A 14,768-nucleotide genomic window follows, 5' to 3' on the forward strand; every position below is an offset into this window, starting at 1 on the left:
ATCGGCCCATAAGGGAGGAATACCATGACGATCAGGACACTCTTCACCACCACGGCGCTGACGCTGCTGGCCGGAACGGCCTTTGCGCAGGAAAGCGTTACTGTCAACATCGGGTCCAGCCATCCAGAGGCGAACATCTGGGTCTATGCGATGAAGAACGCATTCCAGCCAGAGGTTGACCGCATCCTTGCAGAAAAGGGCGAATACAAGGTCGATTGGAACGAGGCCTATGGCGGCACGCTGTATAAATTCACCGACACCCGCGCCGCAGTCAGTGACGGCATCGTGGACGTAGGCATGGTCGGCACAGTCTGGGAAGGCGCGGCGATGCCGCTGCAGAACGTGACCTATTTCACGCCCTTCGCGACAGAAGACCACAAGCTGCTGATCAAGATTTTTGACGATCTGTCCGCCAATCTGCCAGCGTTGCATGATAGCTGGACCGCACAAAACATGGTGCCGCTGTCGTCGCTGATCACCGACAGCTATGACATCTATGCCAACTTTCCCGTCAACACGATGGAAGACCTGCAAAACCGCAAGCTGAACGCGCCGGGCACCTCCGCCAACTGGCTGCAAGGCACCGGGGCCACGCCCGTCGATGGCGCCCTGACGACCTATTACACCAACATCCAAACCGGCGTGACCGAGGGGACTTTGTCCTTTGCATCCGGCATTCTGCCCACGCGTGTTTACGAGGTCGCGCCAGAGCTAACCCGCGTCGGCATCGGGTCGATGTATTTTGGTGCGATTGCAGCGAACAAGGACTTCTTTGACGGTCTGCCTGCCCCGGTCCAAGAGGCATTTACCGCCGCTGCGTCCGTCACGTCGACCGCGCATGGCGACTACGTCAGCATGCTGGCCGAAAAGGCGATGACGGAAATGCAGGCCGCTGGCCTGACCGTGCACGAGCTGTCGGCCGAGGAAAAAGCCAAGTGGACCGAAGGTCTTCCTGACATCGTCGCACCTTGGTTGGAACAGACCGGCGAGGACGGAAAGATCGTTCTGGCCGCCTATTTCGACGCGCTGCGCGAAAACGGCGTGACACCCGGCCGCGACTGGGACGCTGGCCGCTAAGACTAGCGCCAGCACAAAACGAGCCAAAGCAAACATGGGCCGCCCCCGCGCAATCGGGCGGCCCAATCACACACAGCGGGGCAGCCATGGCGGATGATATCGAAATGACAGCAGACGCGGGGGCCGTTCCTGCCTTTGCGACTGCCCCCGTGGGTGCCGTTCTAGGCAGTACCGCGAACCTGTTGTCGGCTATCGGCACGGTCTGGATTGGCCTGATGATGGTGATGATCGTGCTGGATGTGATCGGGCGCAATTTCCTGAACGCTCCCATTACCGGGGTGGCTGAAATTGCGGGTCGGTCGGTCGTTGCCATCGTCTTTTTGCAAATCTCTGCCGCCGTGATGCAAGGCCGTCTGACCCGCGCCGATTTCCTGATCCGCAGGATAGAGCGCGCTAGCCCTGCCAGCGCGCAGCTTTTAAATGCGCTGTTTGCCCTTATGGGCGCATTGGTATTTGCCCTGATCCTGTGGGCGTCATGGCCAAACATGATCAAAGCATGGACCACCGCCGAGTTCTTTGGCGTGCAAGGCGTGTTTACCATCCCGACCTTTCCGTTTCGCGTCATCACCGTGATCGGCTGCACAGCGGCACTGCTGGCCTGCCTTTACCGCGCGACGATGACCCTGCGCCGCAACACCGAGGCTGCATTATGACGACCCTAGCAATAGGATTTGTGCTGATCGCACTCCTGGTCGGCCTCGTGTTGCTTGGACTTCAGATCGCTTATGCCCTGTTTGCCGTGGGTTTTTTGGGCATCTGGATTATCCGCGGCAATATCGACCTTGCGTTTCGCATGATGGAACTGACGGCCTATAGCGGCATCGCGGATTACCTGTTCGCGACGATCCCGCTGTTTGTGCTGATGGGTTTGCTGGTCAGCGTGTCCAACGTCGGGCGCGATACCTTCGAGGTGGCAGAAGAGCTATTGCGCCGCGTCTTGTGCGGTCTTGGCGTCGCGACCGTCGCCGCCAACACGATTTTTGCCGCTGTCACGGGCGTCTCCATCGCCTCTGCCGCGGTGTTCACCCGCGTCGCGGTGCCGGAAATGACGCGCCATGGCTATCGCCCGGCCTTTGCCGCAGGGACTGTCGCAGGCAGTTCGGTGCTGGGTATGCTGATCCCGCCGAGCCTGCTTTTGATCATCTATGGCGTGCTGGCCGAGGTGTCGATTGGCGGCATGTTTATCGCGGGCCTGATCCCCGGCATGCTGCTTGCAATCGGATTTGTCGCCATGTTGATGGGCATTTCCGTGCTTTTCCCCGGCTTTGTCTACACCGATCCCCAAGCGGCCCGCGTCAAGCGATTGGACCGTAGCGGCCCCAAGATGTCAGCCGCGACGATGCTGGGCAAGCTGATCCCGATTATCCTGTTGGTGTTCTTGGTGCTCGGCGGCCTTTATTCCGGGTTCTTTACCCCGACAGAAGCGGGCGGGATCGGGGCGTTCGGCGCGCTGATCATCGCGCTGTGGCGCCGCAGTCTGGGCGGCGGCAAGATGTGGCAGGTGATGAAGCAGACGGGGGCGATATCGGTCGCAATCCTCGTGCTGCTGATCGCGGCCAGCTATTATTCGCGGATGCTATCCATCGCGGGCCTGCCCAATGCCATCGCCGATCTGGTGCGGGCTGGGGGTTTTTCGCCGTTGGGGTTTTTGATGTTCTATTCCGTCATTATCCTGCTCATGGGGATGATCCTTGATAGCACCTCAATCCTGCTGATCATGGTGCCGATTGCGGCCCCTATCGCACAGGGGCTTGGTATCGACCTAAGCCACTTTGGCATCATCACCGTCCTCGCGGTGGAAATTGGTTTGCTGACGCCGCCTTTTGGGATCTCGGTCTTTACGGTGCATAATACGCTGGACGATCCCAACGTGACGGTCGAGCAGATCTTCGCCGCGACGTTGCCTTTCATTGGGGTTATGTTGCTCGTTTTGCTCGTCGTGGCGCTTGTCCCAAGCACTGCAACCGCACTGCTGTAAAGGAAGGCGCAGCTTCACAGTTGGCGTCTGATTTTCGTCGAACCTTAGGGTCGGATTTAGCGTTTTAAATTGATTTAGTGTCGAACTTGGGCCTGAGTTAATATTCATTATTGCTATGTCTTTTGAATGCCGTTGGAAATTTTCTGCGGGCCACCGCCGCAGATCCCCGCCCATCCTCTCGCGGCCTTTGAAAGCTTGAGCTGGGCGGTACGGGCTCTTTGGGGCTTTTCAAGCAGCCTACCTTTCGGTAGGTAGGTAGGCAGACCTCAAAGCGTTGCCTCCACAGGGCGCCGCGGTAGATATTCTAAAAAAGAAGAGCTCCGATGACCCTCAACTCTGATTTCTCGGCCCGCGTCCTGATGCATAGTGATGATATTGATTGGCAGGCCTCGCCGATGAAGGGTGTTGATCGGCGTATGCTTGACCGGATTGGCGGCGAAGTCGCCCGTGCTACCAGTATCGTGCGCTACGCGCCCGGCAGCAGCTTTTCAGCGCACACCCACACCGGCGGCGAAGAGTTTATCGTTTTGGACGGCGTATTTCAGGATGAACATGGCGATTATCCGGCGGGCACCTATGTGCGCAATCCGCCGACCAGCCAGCACACGCCGGGATCGCAGGACGGCTGCACCATCTTCGTCAAGCTGTGGCAGTTCGATCCGCAGGACCGGGTCCAGTTTCGCAAAACGATGGCCGATACGCTGCCGGAACCGGTTGGCGGCGTCGCAACAGCGGTGTTGCACGAGGATACCCGAGAGGTCGTAACCTACAGCCAGCTAGAGGCTGGCGCGCACATGACGTCGCAGGCCCCCGGCGGGATAGAGGCTTTGGTGATCGGCGGATCACTCAGCATTGGCGGCGACGTATTGCAGCGCCACGATTGGCTGCGCCTGCCAGAGGGCGATCCGTTGTCGGTCGTGGCTGGTCCGGACGGCGCGCAGATTTGGATAAAGACTGGCCATCTGCCTTTTGCCAAGCCGCCGGTGATTTGATCGATGGGGTCCGCTGCCACGGCTGCAAACGAAGTGATGCAAACGCAGACGTTGATCATCGGTGCGGGCCTGTCCGGCCTTGCGCTTGCGGCGCGGCTGAACGCTGTCGGCCATGACTTTCTGCTGGTTGAGGCGCGTAGCCGCACGGGTGGGCGGATCCTGACAGAACAGTTCGGGGCTGGCGCTTTCGATCTGGGCCCAACGTGGTTCTGGCCCGGCCAGCCGCGCATTGCTGCGCTAATGGCCTCCTTGGGGCTAAAGGAAACAGAGCAGCATTACGCAGGCGAGCTTAGCTTTGAGGACGCCAGCGGGCATGTGCAACGCGGCAAAGGGTTTGCGTCGATGCAAGGCTCGTTTCGGGTGCAGGGCGGAATGGCGGCCCTGACGGACGGGCTCATGGCCCGCTTGCCCGCAACGCGCGTGATGCTATCGACGCAGATCGCGGCGCTGGCGCAAAGTGCAGGCGGCATCACGGCAACGACGCAATCGGGCCAGCAAATTGACGCCAAGCGGGTCGTGCTGGCCCTGCCGCCGCGCATCGCGGGCGGCATCACCTACGCCCCTGACTTGCCCGCGTCCGCCCATACCGCAATGGATGGGATTGCGACGTGGATGGCCGGACAGGCCAAGGTCGTTGTGACCTATGACCGCCCGTTTTGGCGCGAAGCAGGCCTGTCGGGCGACGCGATGAGCCAGCGCGGTCCGCTGGCAGAAGTTCACGACGCATCGCCAGCGAGGGGCGGCCCCTATGCGCTGTTTGGTTTTCTGGGCATCCCGCCGCAAGCGCGGCAAGACCACGATCACTTGTGGTCTGCGGTGCTGCAGCAATTGACGCGTCTGTTTGGGCCGCAGGCCAGTCAGCCGACCCAGCGATATATCAAGGATTGGGCCTTTGATCCCTTTACCGCCACGGCAGCCGACCAAAAGCCACTTTACGCGCATCCAACCTATGGCTTGCCCGCCGCATTGGACGGGCTTTGGGACGGCCGCTTGATCTTTGGCGGAACCGAAGTCGCCGCTCAGTTTGGCGGATACCTTGAAGGTGCGCTCGAGGCGGCAGAGCAGACCTTTGACCGGATCAAAGCAGCAAAGGCGTGATGGCGCATGACGGTTGATACAAGAACGGCCCTGCTGGATGCCGCAGAATACGCCGCCCGCGCGCGCGGTTTTGACGGGTTCAGCTATGCAGATTTGGCAGACAGCGTCGGGATCCGAAAAGCCTCTGTTCACTATCATTTCGCAACCAAAGCCGACCTGTGCGCCGCGATGATGGATCGCTATGGAACGGACCTTGGCGCGGCGTGCGACCAGATCACGGCCCGTCATCAGACCGGAGGCGCACGCCTGCTGGCATTGATCGCGCTATACCGTGATGCACTGCAGGGCGGCAAAACGTTGTGCCTTTGCGTGGCTTTGACGGGCAGCCGCGCAAGCCTGCCTGATGCTGCGATTGAACAGATCAAGGCATTCCGCGCCATGATGCTTGCGCGCCTCGCAGCTGTTTTTTCTGCAGGGCAAAAGGACAGCACCATCAGATATGTATCGGACCCGGCATCAGAAGCTTGCGCCACGCTTGCCTTGCTGGAAGGGGCCCATTTGACCGCACGCGCGGCAGAAAATGTGGGCACGTTCGACGACGCGGTGCGCGTTTTGAAATCGCGCTGCTAATCGGTTAAATCCGGCCTGCCCTATTCTGCCACATCAGTGACGGGCATAGTGAATTCAACCATCAACGCGTCAAAGCGGGCGGACAGGTGATCGTGCATCGCTTGGCGGGCGGCAGCAGGGTTGCGGGCGGCGATGGCGGCTATCAGGACCTCGTGTTCGCTTTGCGGCACAGCAATCGACGACCGGCTGCGGGCCTTGGCGCGGACTTGAACCCAATCGGGATTGGACCGGATACGGTCCAGCAGGGAAAAGGCCGTCAGCAGGGGTCTGTTGCGGGCGCATTGCGCAATCAGCCGGTGCAGCGCGCCGTCCCACAGCTCTATCGTTTGGGCATCGGCGGCGACTTGCCGCGTGGCAAGGGTCCGCAATCGCAGAATTTCCGCGTCCGTCATCCGCGTGGCACACAGCGCGGCCAGCTCTGGCTCGATGCATAGCCGCGCTTCCATCACCTGAATGGGGTCGCTCTCGCCTGCGATGCGGGCAGCCAGGTCGCCGGTCGGATCCTGCGGATGGCCCGCAAAGGTGCCAGAGCCTTGTTTGCGCCAGACCAGCCCTTCGATTTCCAACTCGTCCAGCACCTGCCGGATCAACCGCCGAGAGGTGTCAAAGCGTTCGGCAAGCGCGCGTTCGGTTGGCAGGCGCCCGTCGGCGGGCAGCTCAGCCTCGATCAGGGTCATCACGCGCTGTTTAAGTGGCTGGGTCATGTATCCACGGCAAAAGAAGAACTCGGCTGGCCGGATTCTACGCGCTGCGCCTCGGCTTGCGCAATGGCCGCGTCGATATGTTCGCGCGTGGGGCTGCCGGAAAAGGCCGCGGCGGTCGGCATGCCAAGGGTAAAGGGCACATAGCGTTCCTGCGCAACCCGCCACAAACGGTCAAGTTCGCCCAGCGGATCGGCGTGATCGTCGGCGCGCAGCGACAGCCAAGCATGGTCCTCGCCTTTGTGAATCGTCAGCCCTGCCGCTTGCCGCCCGCGTTTGTCGCCGCCTGCGGCCTCTCCTGCTTGCATGGCGGCAATCAAGCGCTGCGCAAAGGGGCCGGTGGACGCGGCAAAGGCAGCAGAGGTGGCGTGGATCACCTCTGGCCCCGCCAACATATTCCCCGCGACGGAGTGGTCGTCGCGGATCAGATGCCCCGCCCAATCGGTGCAATCGCCGCCCGTGTGGGCTGCAAAATTGCCCTGCGCGTCGATCATATGCGCTTGGCGAATGCCTTGACCTGCGTCGCGTGACACAAAATCAGCCATCACACTTTGCGCGCTTTGCGTCTCTAACCGGGTGCGTCCTTCTGTGCCCCAGATGGGGTTGCAAAAGGCCTGCGATGCGACGGCGGTGCGGGCACCCACGTAAGGGACAACCGCGCCGCAGGCAAAGAACTTTGACGCGACAATCAGGCCGATATCGTCCCCGTCACGCGCGATCAGGCTCCATGTCATGGCTTAGCGCCCCACCGCATAGGCTTGCATCAGACGCGGCGTAGCGGCGGCGCGCATGATGCCGTCCGGGTCGCGCAAGGCGGCTGTCAGGCGGCCAACGGACCACGGTTCTGCCACGTGCACGATGTGACCGCGGGCCCGCAGATCGGCAATGGTGTCTTCGCCAAAGGCGGGCTCTAGCATCATCTCTCCGGGTTTGGCTTCGCGGGGGTAAAAGCTGCCTTGGAAGTGCATGGAATGAAACAAAGGCGCGTCCATGCAGGCCTGCAGTTCCATGTCCCAGTGCACAAAGCGCAAGAACCACACCAGTTGCCACTGGTCCTGCTGGTCACCGCCCGGCGTGCCAAAGACCATGCGGCGGCCGTCCTCGTGTGTTGCAAGCGACGGCGTCAGCGTTGTGCGCGGGCGCCGGCCGGGGGCCAGCGTTGTGGGCAAGCCGTCCTCGAGCCAGAACATCTGCGCGCGGGAATTCAGCGGAAAGCCAAGGCCGGGCACGACGGGGTTCGACTGGAGCCACCCGCCCGAGGGCGTTGCCGCAACCATATTGCCCCAGCGGTCGATGATATCCAGATGCACGGTGTCGCCGCGCTTTTCGGTCAGATGCGCCATAGTGGGCTCTTGCGGGGCGGCGTCGGCGGCACCGAAATCATGCGCGGCACGGGCGATATAGGCGTCGGCCTGATGTTCGAACCCCGGCACGCGGCCTGGGCGTTGTTCGGTGCTGGCCCGTGCGCTGATCATCTTTGCGCGCTCTGCGTTGTAGGCATCCGACAGCAGGTATTCCATCGGGATCTCGCTGTGCAGCGGATCGCCATAATAAGCTTCGCGGTCTGCATAGGCGAGTTTCATCGCCTCGATCACCGTATGGGTGAATTCGGCGCCCATCGGGTCCATTGCGGCAAGGTCGAAATGCTTGAGGATTGCCAGGGCTTGCAGCAGCACCGGACCTTGCGACCACGGGCCGGTCTTGTGGACGGTCCAGCCGTGGTAGTCATAGGACAGCGACGGCTCGTAGGTGGCAGACCAGCCTGCCATGTCAGCTTTGGTCAGCACACCCATGTGCTTTTCGTTTGAGACATCCATGACGTTGGCGGTCTGGACATAGGCGTCGATTGCGTCGGCGACAAAACCCTCCGACCACGCGCGGCGGGCGGCATCGATCTGGGCGATACGGTCATCGCCTGCGGCTTCACCTTCGGTCACAAGGCGGTCGTAAGTGTCTGCAAGATCGGGGTTTTTGAACAAGGCGTTCGCCGCGGGGGCTTTGCCGTTCGGCGTCCAGACCGCGGCGCTGGTGGGCCAATGTTCAGCAAAATAGTCGGCCAGCCCAGCGATGGTATTGGCAACGCGGGGCAACATGGGATGACCGTCGCGGGCGTAGTCAATCGCAGGTGTCAGCACGTCGCGCAGGCTCATGGTGCCGTGATCGCGCAGCATCAGCATCCAGCCGTCAAAGGCGCCGGGGATTACAGTCGCCAGCAAGCCAGAGCCGGGGATAAGTGTTAAGTTCTGCGCGCGGTAGTGCTCCAACGTGGCACCTGCGGGGGCAGGGGCTTGCGCGCAGACCACCTGCACATCCTCGCCCGCTTTTTGAAAGATCGCAGGCATATCGCCGGCGGGGCCGTTCAAATGCGGCTCTACCACTTGCAGCGTGATCGCGGTGGCGACAGCGGCGTCAAAGGCATTGCCGCCGCGTTCCAATATCGACATGCCAACGGCAGAGGCGATCCAATGGGTCGAGGTTGCAACGCCGAAGGTGCCGCGGATTTCCGGGCGGGTGGTGAAGGTCATGGAGTCGTCCCTTTAGTGTTCGCGAGGGTCAAGGGCGTCGCGCAGACCGTCGCCCAAAAGGTTAAAGCCAAGCACCACAAGAAAGATCGAGATGCCGGGCCAAAGCGCCATCCAAGGCGCTTGGTTCAAGAAGTTCTTAGCCGTGTTCAGCATCGAGCCCCAAGAGGGCGCGGGCGGTTGCTGGCCAAGGCCGAGGAAAGACAGCGAGGCTTCGGCGATGATCGCAGTGGCGATGGTCAGCGTTGCCTGCACAAGGATCGGGGGCAGCACGTTAGGCAGAATGTAGCGCGACAAGATCAGCCGCGTCGGCAGGCCAATGGCACGGGCGGAGTCGACGTAATCCTCGACCTTGACGTTCAGCACTTGGCCGCGCGTCAGGCGGATGAAGAGCGGCGTGGCCGAGATGCCGATCGCGATCATCGCATTGCTCAGCGACGGCCCAAGGAAGGCGGCCAGCGCGATGGCAAGGATCAGGAAGGGCGCAGCGAGCAGCGCTTCGGTGCAGCGCGAAATGATCGCGTCGGGCCAACCGCCGAAGTAGCCCGCGACGATCCCCAAAGGTACGCCAACAGCCATCGCAATTGCGACGGAAATGACACCCGCCAGCAAGGATGCCTGCGCCCCCCAGATCATCCGCGACAGCACGTCCCGGCCCAGATCGTCCGTGCCCATCCAATGCGCAGCGGATGGCGCTTTGCGGATCGCGCCCCAGTCCGTCGCCGCCGGATCGGGGATCGGCAGGACGGGGGCCAGCAGCGCAAGAGTGATGAAGAACAGCACAAGGAAACCGCCCAGCATCGCTGATTTATGGCTGCGGAATTTCTTCCAGACGCGGTTTTCAGACGGGGCAAGGTCCATTGCCGGTGCCGTCTTGGCAACGTTTGTATCAGCGGCAGCCATCAGTTGCTCCTTAGCCGGGGGTTAAGAAGGAAATAGGCCATATCGGCGAGCAGGTTCATGACGATAAACCCAACGGCGGTGACCAGAACGATGCCCTGCACCACAGCGTAATCGCGGTTAAAGACGGCATCGACGACCAGCTTGCCAAAGCCGGGGATGGTAAAGATCTGCTCTGTCAGGACGGCGCCTGCGATCAATTCACCGAACAGCAGCGCGGTCAGGGTGACGATCGGCGTCAGGGCATTGCGAAAGGCATGTTTCAGCACGACCTTGCGTTCGGACAGTCCCTTGGCGCGGGCGGTGCGCACATAGTCAGAGGTCAACACGCCCAGCATCGCCGACCGGGTGTGCCGCATCAAGGTTGCGGCCAGCGCGGTGCCCAGCACGAAGGCAGGCATCAACATGGTTTTGATCGACAACCAGAAATCTTCGCTAAGCGGCACATATCCGGACGCGGGCAGCAGTTGCCATTTCACGGACACCAGAAGGATCAGCATGATCCCCAGCCAGAAGTTCGGGATCGACAGACCGGACAGGGCGACGATGTTGGCGATATAATCGGTGACCGTTCCCTTGCGATAGGCGGACATGATGCCTGCGGGAATGCCAATGAAGACGGCAAAGATCAGCGACATCAATGCCAGTTGGATCGTGACAGGCAGCTTTTGCCCTATCAGTTCCGTCACTGGCTGATTGGTGCGAAAAGATGTACCCAGATCGCCGCCAAGCGCGTTACCTGCCCAGGTCATATACTGCACCGGAATAGGATCATTCAGGCGATATTTCTCGCGCAGGAATTCCAGCACAGCAGGATCGCGTTCCTCGCCTGCAAGGACAAGCAGCGGATCGCCGGGTAGGATTTTCTGCAAGCCAAAGACGAAGACCGAGATCAAAATGATCGTCGGGATCGCGATGACAAGTCGGCGCAGGAAGAACGAGAGCATGGGCTGCCCCTTGCATGGGTGAAATGCGGTTAAGGGTGGCCGCCCCCGGCCCGGTTGGGCTGGGGGCGGACCGGGATCATTCGGACAGGGTCACACCTTCTAGGCGGATCATGCCGTCGGGATAGGCGGTGTAGCCTTCGATATTGGCGTCAAGCGCTGTGATCCAGCTTTCGTGGTAGAGGTACACCAGCGGCGCATCATTGATCAGCACGTCACGGGCTGCGTCATACTGCGCCTTGCGTGATGCAACATCGGCCTGTGTGCGCGCCGCATTCAGTGCATCGTCGACAGCAGCGTTGGAATAGCCCGCATCATTGATGCCGCCATCCGTCGTGACGAACTGGTGGATGTTGCCATCTGGATCGACGCGGCCAGACCAGCCGATCTGGCTTGCCTGATAGTCGCCTGCGGTCTGGTCAGACAGCAGCGTGGCGAACTCTTTGGACACGATCTCGATGTTGATGCCCGCTTCGGCGGTCATCGACTGGATCACCTGCATCAGCTGCAAGGGGATGGTCGTGTTCGGCACCTGCACGACAAGGTCGATGCCGTCGGGATAGCCTGCCTCTGCCAGCAGTGCTTTGGCCTTTTCGACATCGCGGCCTTCAACGGGATAATCGGCATCATACCAAGGCGATGTTGGCGGGAAGGGCTGGTTGCCAGCGGCAAATGCGCCCTCGAACACGACCTGATTGATGGCGTCGCGGTCAATGGCATAGCTGAATGCCTGCCGCAGACGCGGATCGGTGCCAAACGGATTGTCGGCTTGTTCGCCATTGCCCACATTAAAAGTGATGCCCTGATAGCCCATCGATACGGCGGACAGAACGTTGATGCTGTCATCCGCATTGACCTGCGCCAAGTCGGTGGGGGCCAGACGTTCTAGGATGTGAATATCGCCGGATTGCAGGTTGGCAAGACGGACAGTCGTGTCGGGGATTGGCAGGTATGTGACGCTATCAAAGTGGATTTCGTCCGCATTCCAATAGTCTGCGAATTTCTTCAGCACGATCTTGTCCTGCGCGACCCGCTCTTCAAATGCGAACGGACCAGAGCAGACTGGCGCGAGGCCAAAATCGTCGCCCATCGCGGCGGCGGCCGTCGGGGATACCATCATGCCGGCGCGGTCAGCCAGTTGGGCGATCACGGTGGCATCGGGACCGGTCAGGTTCAGCGTCAACGTGTAGTCGCCCGTCACGTCAACGGATGCGATCGAGGCAAGCTCTGACTTGCGCATGCTGCCGTCCATGGTCTGCGACCGGGTGATGTTGTCAGCGACAGCCTGCGCGTTGAACGCGGTGCCGTCGTGGAAAACGACATCTTCGCGCACGGTCATGTCGATGGACATGCCATCCTCTGCCACGGTCCATGCGGTCGCAAGCTGGGGAATGATTTCCAGATCAGGCGTAATGTCGACCAGCTTGTCGCATAGGGCGGTATAGATGATGCGGCCCACAAAGGTCCGCGACTGGTCCGGGTCCAGAATGTCAGCGTCGGACTGCAACGCGATGCGCAAATCCTGTGCCATTGCGCCGCTTGCCATCAGGGCAAGGGCCGCTGTCGTGAGGGTCAGATTTTTCATGTGGTGGCCTCTCTGTCAGGGTTTTGGGATGCGACGGGGATGATCTGCGCCCCCCGCGTCGCTTGGCGGTAAAGCGCGAGCCGCGCCAAGGTGGCGGGGCTTTTGCTGCGGGGTGTCGTTTGCCGGGGCGCGGCGGGAATGTCCTGCCAATGGTGACAGGCGGTCATGTGGCCGTTTGGTGTCTCCACTGGTTGCGGGACAGCTTCGCGGCACAGTGCCGTCGCGTGGGGGCAGCGGGTATGGAACGCGCAGCCCGGCGGCGGGGCAGAGGGTGAGGGCATCTCGCCCTCGATCCGGGCGCGCGAGGCGCCAGATTGATCATCAAGGTCCGGGATCGCGTCCAGCAAAGCGCGGGTGTAGGGATGGCGCGGCTGTTCGAACACATCGTCCGTTGTGCCCTGTTCAACGATTTTACCCAAGTACATGACGGCCACGCGGTCCGACATGTGCCGGATGACAGCCAGATCATGCGCGATCAGCACCAGCGTCAGGCCCAAATCACGGCCCAGATCGCCCAGCAGGTTTACCACCTGCGCCTGCACCGACACATCCAGCGCGCTGACGGGTTCGTCGCCGATAATCAGCCGCGGACCAGAGGCAAGCGCGCGGGCGATCCCGATGCGCTGGCGCTGGCCGCCAGAAAACTCATGCGCGTAGCGGTCCGCGTGCTCTGGCCGCAAACCGACCTTTGCCAACAGCTCTGCAACCTTGGCGCGGCGGTCAGTTTTGGACAGTTCTGGTGCGTGCACCTCTAGCGGCTCGCCCACCAGTTTACCGACTGTCATGCGCGGGTTCAGGGATGAAAAGGGGTCTTGAAAAATGAACTGCATGTCCCGGCGCAGGGCGGACAGTGCAACGCCCTTGGCCGCTGTGACCTGCTTGCCGTCAAACACCACGTCGCCGCTGGTCGGGTCCAGCAGACGCATCAAAAGGCGGGCAAGCGTAGATTTACCGCAGCCAGATTCGCCAACAATAGCAAAGGTTTCGCCCGGGGTGATGGACAGCGACACGCCATCGACAGCCTTAACGAGGCCCTTTTTCTGAAACAAACCGCCGCCCGTCGGGAAATGCTTTTTGACGTTCTGTGCTTCTAGGATCGGTGTCATTGCGCCACCTTCAGGTTCTGTTCCAAGGGGGCGAAATGGCATGCCACCGCGTGGGTTTCGCTGACGTTTGCAAGCGCGGGACGCGCACTGCAGATCGGGGCCGCAAAGGGGCAGCGTGTCCGGAACCGGCAACCTTGCGGCATCGTATCAATCGACGGCACTGTACCTTCGATCGTCGTGAGCCGGGCGCGGGGGCCCGATAACCGCGGGACCGAGTCCATAAGGCCGATGGTGTAGGGGTGCTGGGGATCCTCAAACACTTCGGCCATTGGGCCGCGTTCAACCACTTGGCCGCCATACATAACAGCGACCGTGTCGGCGATTTCCGCGACAACACCTAGGTCATGGGTAATCATGATCGTGCCCATGCCCGTGTCGCGCTGCAAATCGCGGATCAGTTCCAAAATTTGCGCTTGGATCGTGACATCAAGCGCGGTTGTTGGCTCGTCTGCGATCAAAAGCTTGGGGTCATTGGCAAGGGCCATGGCAATCATAACGCGTTGGCGCTGACCACCTGACAATTGGTGCGGATACTGATCCAGCCGCTGTTCAGGAGAGGGGAGTCCCACCCGGATCAACATTTCCAGCGCACGGGCGCGTCCCTGCGCACGGGTGCACCCCTTGTGCTGCTGCACCGCTTCGGCGATCTGATCGCCGATCCGAAAAGCGGGATTGAGCGAGGTCATCGGCTCTTGAAAGATCATCGCCACGTCCCCGCCGCGCATGGTCGCGGGGATACGTTCGCACGTCATATCTATCGTTTTACCGTTGAAAACCATAGTGCCGCTGGGAATTTTGGCGGCGTCTTGCGGAAGCAGTCCCATCAGCGCCATCGCGGTCACGCTCTTGCCGCAACCGGACTCGCCGACGATGCACAGGATCTCTCCTTCTGCGACGGTCAGGTCAACATTTTCGACAACGCAGGCCGACTGCCCTTTGAATTTCAGGCTGAAGTCGCGCAGCGACAAAAGGGGAAGATGCTGAGACAGAAGAGGCGTCCTTGCGGCAAGTGTGAACCAATTACCTATTGGTTCATCATGACCCTGCGCCGAGTCAATTCATTTTTGCCGCAGTCGCTTTGAAAACCGGCGCGTTTGATCAATGCTAGGCATTGAGCCTAATTTTTAAGCATCCGCTTTCGTGGGCGATGAAGACAAGGCCGTATTCGGCGGGTGAAAGCTGTTCCCCGACGCAGATCGCCTGACGTTTTGAATTATTGGCACCAATTCGTCATCCGGTTCACGCGGCAGCGCCACCGCCGGAAAACATTGTTTGCGCTGCGATCCCCCATGCAC

General features: G+C 60.9%; 14 protein-coding genes. 6 read left to right on the plus strand and 8 right to left on the minus strand.

Annotation, left to right across the window (positions count from 1 at the left end; genetic code table 11):
* The first annotated feature begins 24 nt into the window (after window positions 1–24).
* From KBW81_RS17785 to KBW81_RS17810, 6 genes are all read left to right on the plus strand, one after another.
* A complete protein-coding gene (locus KBW81_RS17785) occupies window positions 25–1,077 on the plus strand; it encodes a C4-dicarboxylate TRAP transporter substrate-binding protein (RefSeq protein WP_254249116.1) in 1,053 nt (350 codons plus the stop codon).
* An 86-nt stretch (window positions 1,078–1,163) separates the two neighbouring features.
* Complete coding sequence (locus KBW81_RS17790) at window positions 1,164–1,730, plus strand: TRAP transporter small permease subunit (protein WP_254249117.1); 567 nt, start codon at window positions 1,164–1,166, stop codon at window positions 1,728–1,730.
* Window positions 1,727–3,055 carry a TRAP transporter large permease gene (locus KBW81_RS17795; RefSeq protein WP_090188915.1) on the plus strand — a complete coding sequence of 443 codons (1,329 nt, stop codon included), beginning with the start codon at window positions 1,727–1,729 and terminating at the stop codon, window positions 3,053–3,055. The genes KBW81_RS17790 and KBW81_RS17795 overlap by 4 nt, the downstream gene beginning before the upstream one ends.
* A gap of 323 nt (window positions 3,056–3,378) precedes the next feature.
* Window positions 3,379–4,047 carry a cupin domain-containing protein gene (locus KBW81_RS17800; protein ID WP_254249118.1) on the plus strand — a complete coding sequence of 223 codons (669 nt, stop codon included), beginning with the start codon at window positions 3,379–3,381 and terminating at the stop codon, window positions 4,045–4,047.
* A 3-nt stretch (window positions 4,048–4,050) separates the two neighbouring features.
* A complete protein-coding gene (locus tag KBW81_RS17805) occupies window positions 4,051–5,145 on the plus strand; it encodes a flavin monoamine oxidase family protein (protein ID WP_367305334.1) in 1,095 nt (364 codons plus the stop codon).
* A gap of 6 nt (window positions 5,146–5,151) precedes the next feature.
* Window positions 5,152–5,715 carry a TetR/AcrR family transcriptional regulator gene (locus tag KBW81_RS17810; protein WP_254249119.1) on the plus strand — a complete coding sequence of 188 codons (564 nt, stop codon included), beginning with the start codon at window positions 5,152–5,154 and terminating at the stop codon, window positions 5,713–5,715.
* Between the two features lie 20 nt (window positions 5,716–5,735).
* Here the strand turns inward: KBW81_RS17810 and KBW81_RS17815 are convergent, their stop codons facing one another.
* From KBW81_RS17815 to KBW81_RS17850, 8 genes are all read right to left on the minus strand, one after another.
* Window positions 5,736–6,419 carry a FadR/GntR family transcriptional regulator gene (locus tag KBW81_RS17815; protein ID WP_254249120.1) on the minus strand — a complete coding sequence of 228 codons (684 nt, stop codon included), beginning with the start codon at window positions 6,417–6,419 and terminating at the stop codon, window positions 5,736–5,738.
* Window positions 6,416–7,150: a DUF1028 domain-containing protein gene (locus KBW81_RS17820; RefSeq protein ID WP_254249121.1), complete on the minus strand. Its 735-nt coding sequence runs from the start codon at window positions 7,148–7,150 to the stop codon at window positions 6,416–6,418. Before KBW81_RS17820 ends, KBW81_RS17815 begins: the two co-directional genes overlap by 4 nt.
* A 3-nt stretch (window positions 7,151–7,153) precedes the next feature.
* Window positions 7,154–8,941 (minus strand): gamma-glutamyltransferase family protein, encoded by a 1,788-nt coding sequence (locus KBW81_RS17825; RefSeq protein ID WP_254249122.1) that lies wholly within the window; start codon window positions 8,939–8,941, stop codon window positions 7,154–7,156.
* Between the two features lie 12 nt (window positions 8,942–8,953).
* A complete protein-coding gene (locus tag KBW81_RS17830) occupies window positions 8,954–9,841 on the minus strand; it encodes an ABC transporter permease (protein WP_090188902.1) in 888 nt (295 codons plus the stop codon).
* Complete coding sequence (locus tag KBW81_RS17835) at window positions 9,841–10,785, minus strand: ABC transporter permease (RefSeq protein WP_254249123.1); 945 nt, start codon at window positions 10,783–10,785, stop codon at window positions 9,841–9,843. The genes KBW81_RS17830 and KBW81_RS17835 overlap by 1 nt, the downstream gene beginning before the upstream one ends.
* Before the next feature lie 76 nt (window positions 10,786–10,861).
* Window positions 10,862–12,367, minus strand: coding sequence for an ABC transporter substrate-binding protein (locus KBW81_RS17840; protein WP_254249124.1), 1,506 nt, complete (start codon window positions 12,365–12,367; stop codon window positions 10,862–10,864).
* Window positions 12,364–13,473, minus strand: coding sequence for an ABC transporter ATP-binding protein (locus KBW81_RS17845; RefSeq protein WP_254249125.1), 1,110 nt, complete (start codon window positions 13,471–13,473; stop codon window positions 12,364–12,366). The genes KBW81_RS17840 and KBW81_RS17845 overlap by 4 nt, the downstream gene beginning before the upstream one ends.
* A complete protein-coding gene (locus KBW81_RS17850; RefSeq protein WP_335641987.1) occupies window positions 13,470–14,441 on the minus strand; it encodes an ABC transporter ATP-binding protein in 972 nt (323 codons plus the stop codon). The genes KBW81_RS17845 and KBW81_RS17850 overlap by 4 nt, the downstream gene beginning before the upstream one ends.
* Window positions 14,442–14,768 lie beyond the last annotated feature (327 nt).

This window comes from Loktanella salsilacus, assembly GCF_024206795.1.
Classification (GTDB): Bacteria; Pseudomonadota; Alphaproteobacteria; order Rhodobacterales; family Rhodobacteraceae; genus Loktanella; species Loktanella salsilacus.

Coding starts and splice junctions, on each gene's coding strand:
- KBW81_RS17810 (WP_254249119.1), top strand. CDS start 5,152: ATGACGGTTGATACAAGAACGGCCCTGCTGGATGCCGCAGAATACGCC.
- KBW81_RS17790 (WP_254249117.1), top strand. CDS start 1,164: ATGGCGGATGATATCGAAATGACAGCAGACGCGGGGGCCGTTCCTGCC.
- KBW81_RS17835 (WP_254249123.1), bottom strand. CDS start 10,785: ATGCTCTCGTTCTTCCTGCGCCGACTTGTCATCGCGATCCCGACGATC.
- KBW81_RS17815 (WP_254249120.1), bottom strand. CDS start 6,419: ATGACCCAGCCACTTAAACAGCGCGTGATGACCCTGATCGAGGCTGAG.
- KBW81_RS17820 (WP_254249121.1), bottom strand. CDS start 7,150: ATGACATGGAGCCTGATCGCGCGTGACGGGGACGATATCGGCCTGATT.
- KBW81_RS17840 (WP_254249124.1), bottom strand. CDS start 12,367: ATGAAAAATCTGACCCTCACGACAGCGGCCCTTGCCCTGATGGCAAGC.
- KBW81_RS17825 (WP_254249122.1), bottom strand. CDS start 8,941: ATGACCTTCACCACCCGCCCGGAAATCCGCGGCACCTTCGGCGTTGCA.
- KBW81_RS17805 (WP_367305334.1), top strand. CDS start 4,051: ATGGGGTCCGCTGCCACGGCTGCAAACGAAGTGATGCAAACGCAGACG.
- KBW81_RS17830 (WP_090188902.1), bottom strand. CDS start 9,841: ATGGCTGCCGCTGATACAAACGTTGCCAAGACGGCACCGGCAATGGAC.
- KBW81_RS17795 (WP_090188915.1), top strand. CDS start 1,727: ATGACGACCCTAGCAATAGGATTTGTGCTGATCGCACTCCTGGTCGGC.
- KBW81_RS17845 (WP_254249125.1), bottom strand. CDS start 13,473: ATGACACCGATCCTAGAAGCACAGAACGTCAAAAAGCATTTCCCGACG.
- KBW81_RS17800 (WP_254249118.1), top strand. CDS start 3,379: ATGACCCTCAACTCTGATTTCTCGGCCCGCGTCCTGATGCATAGTGAT.
- KBW81_RS17785 (WP_254249116.1), top strand. CDS start 25: ATGACGATCAGGACACTCTTCACCACCACGGCGCTGACGCTGCTGGCC.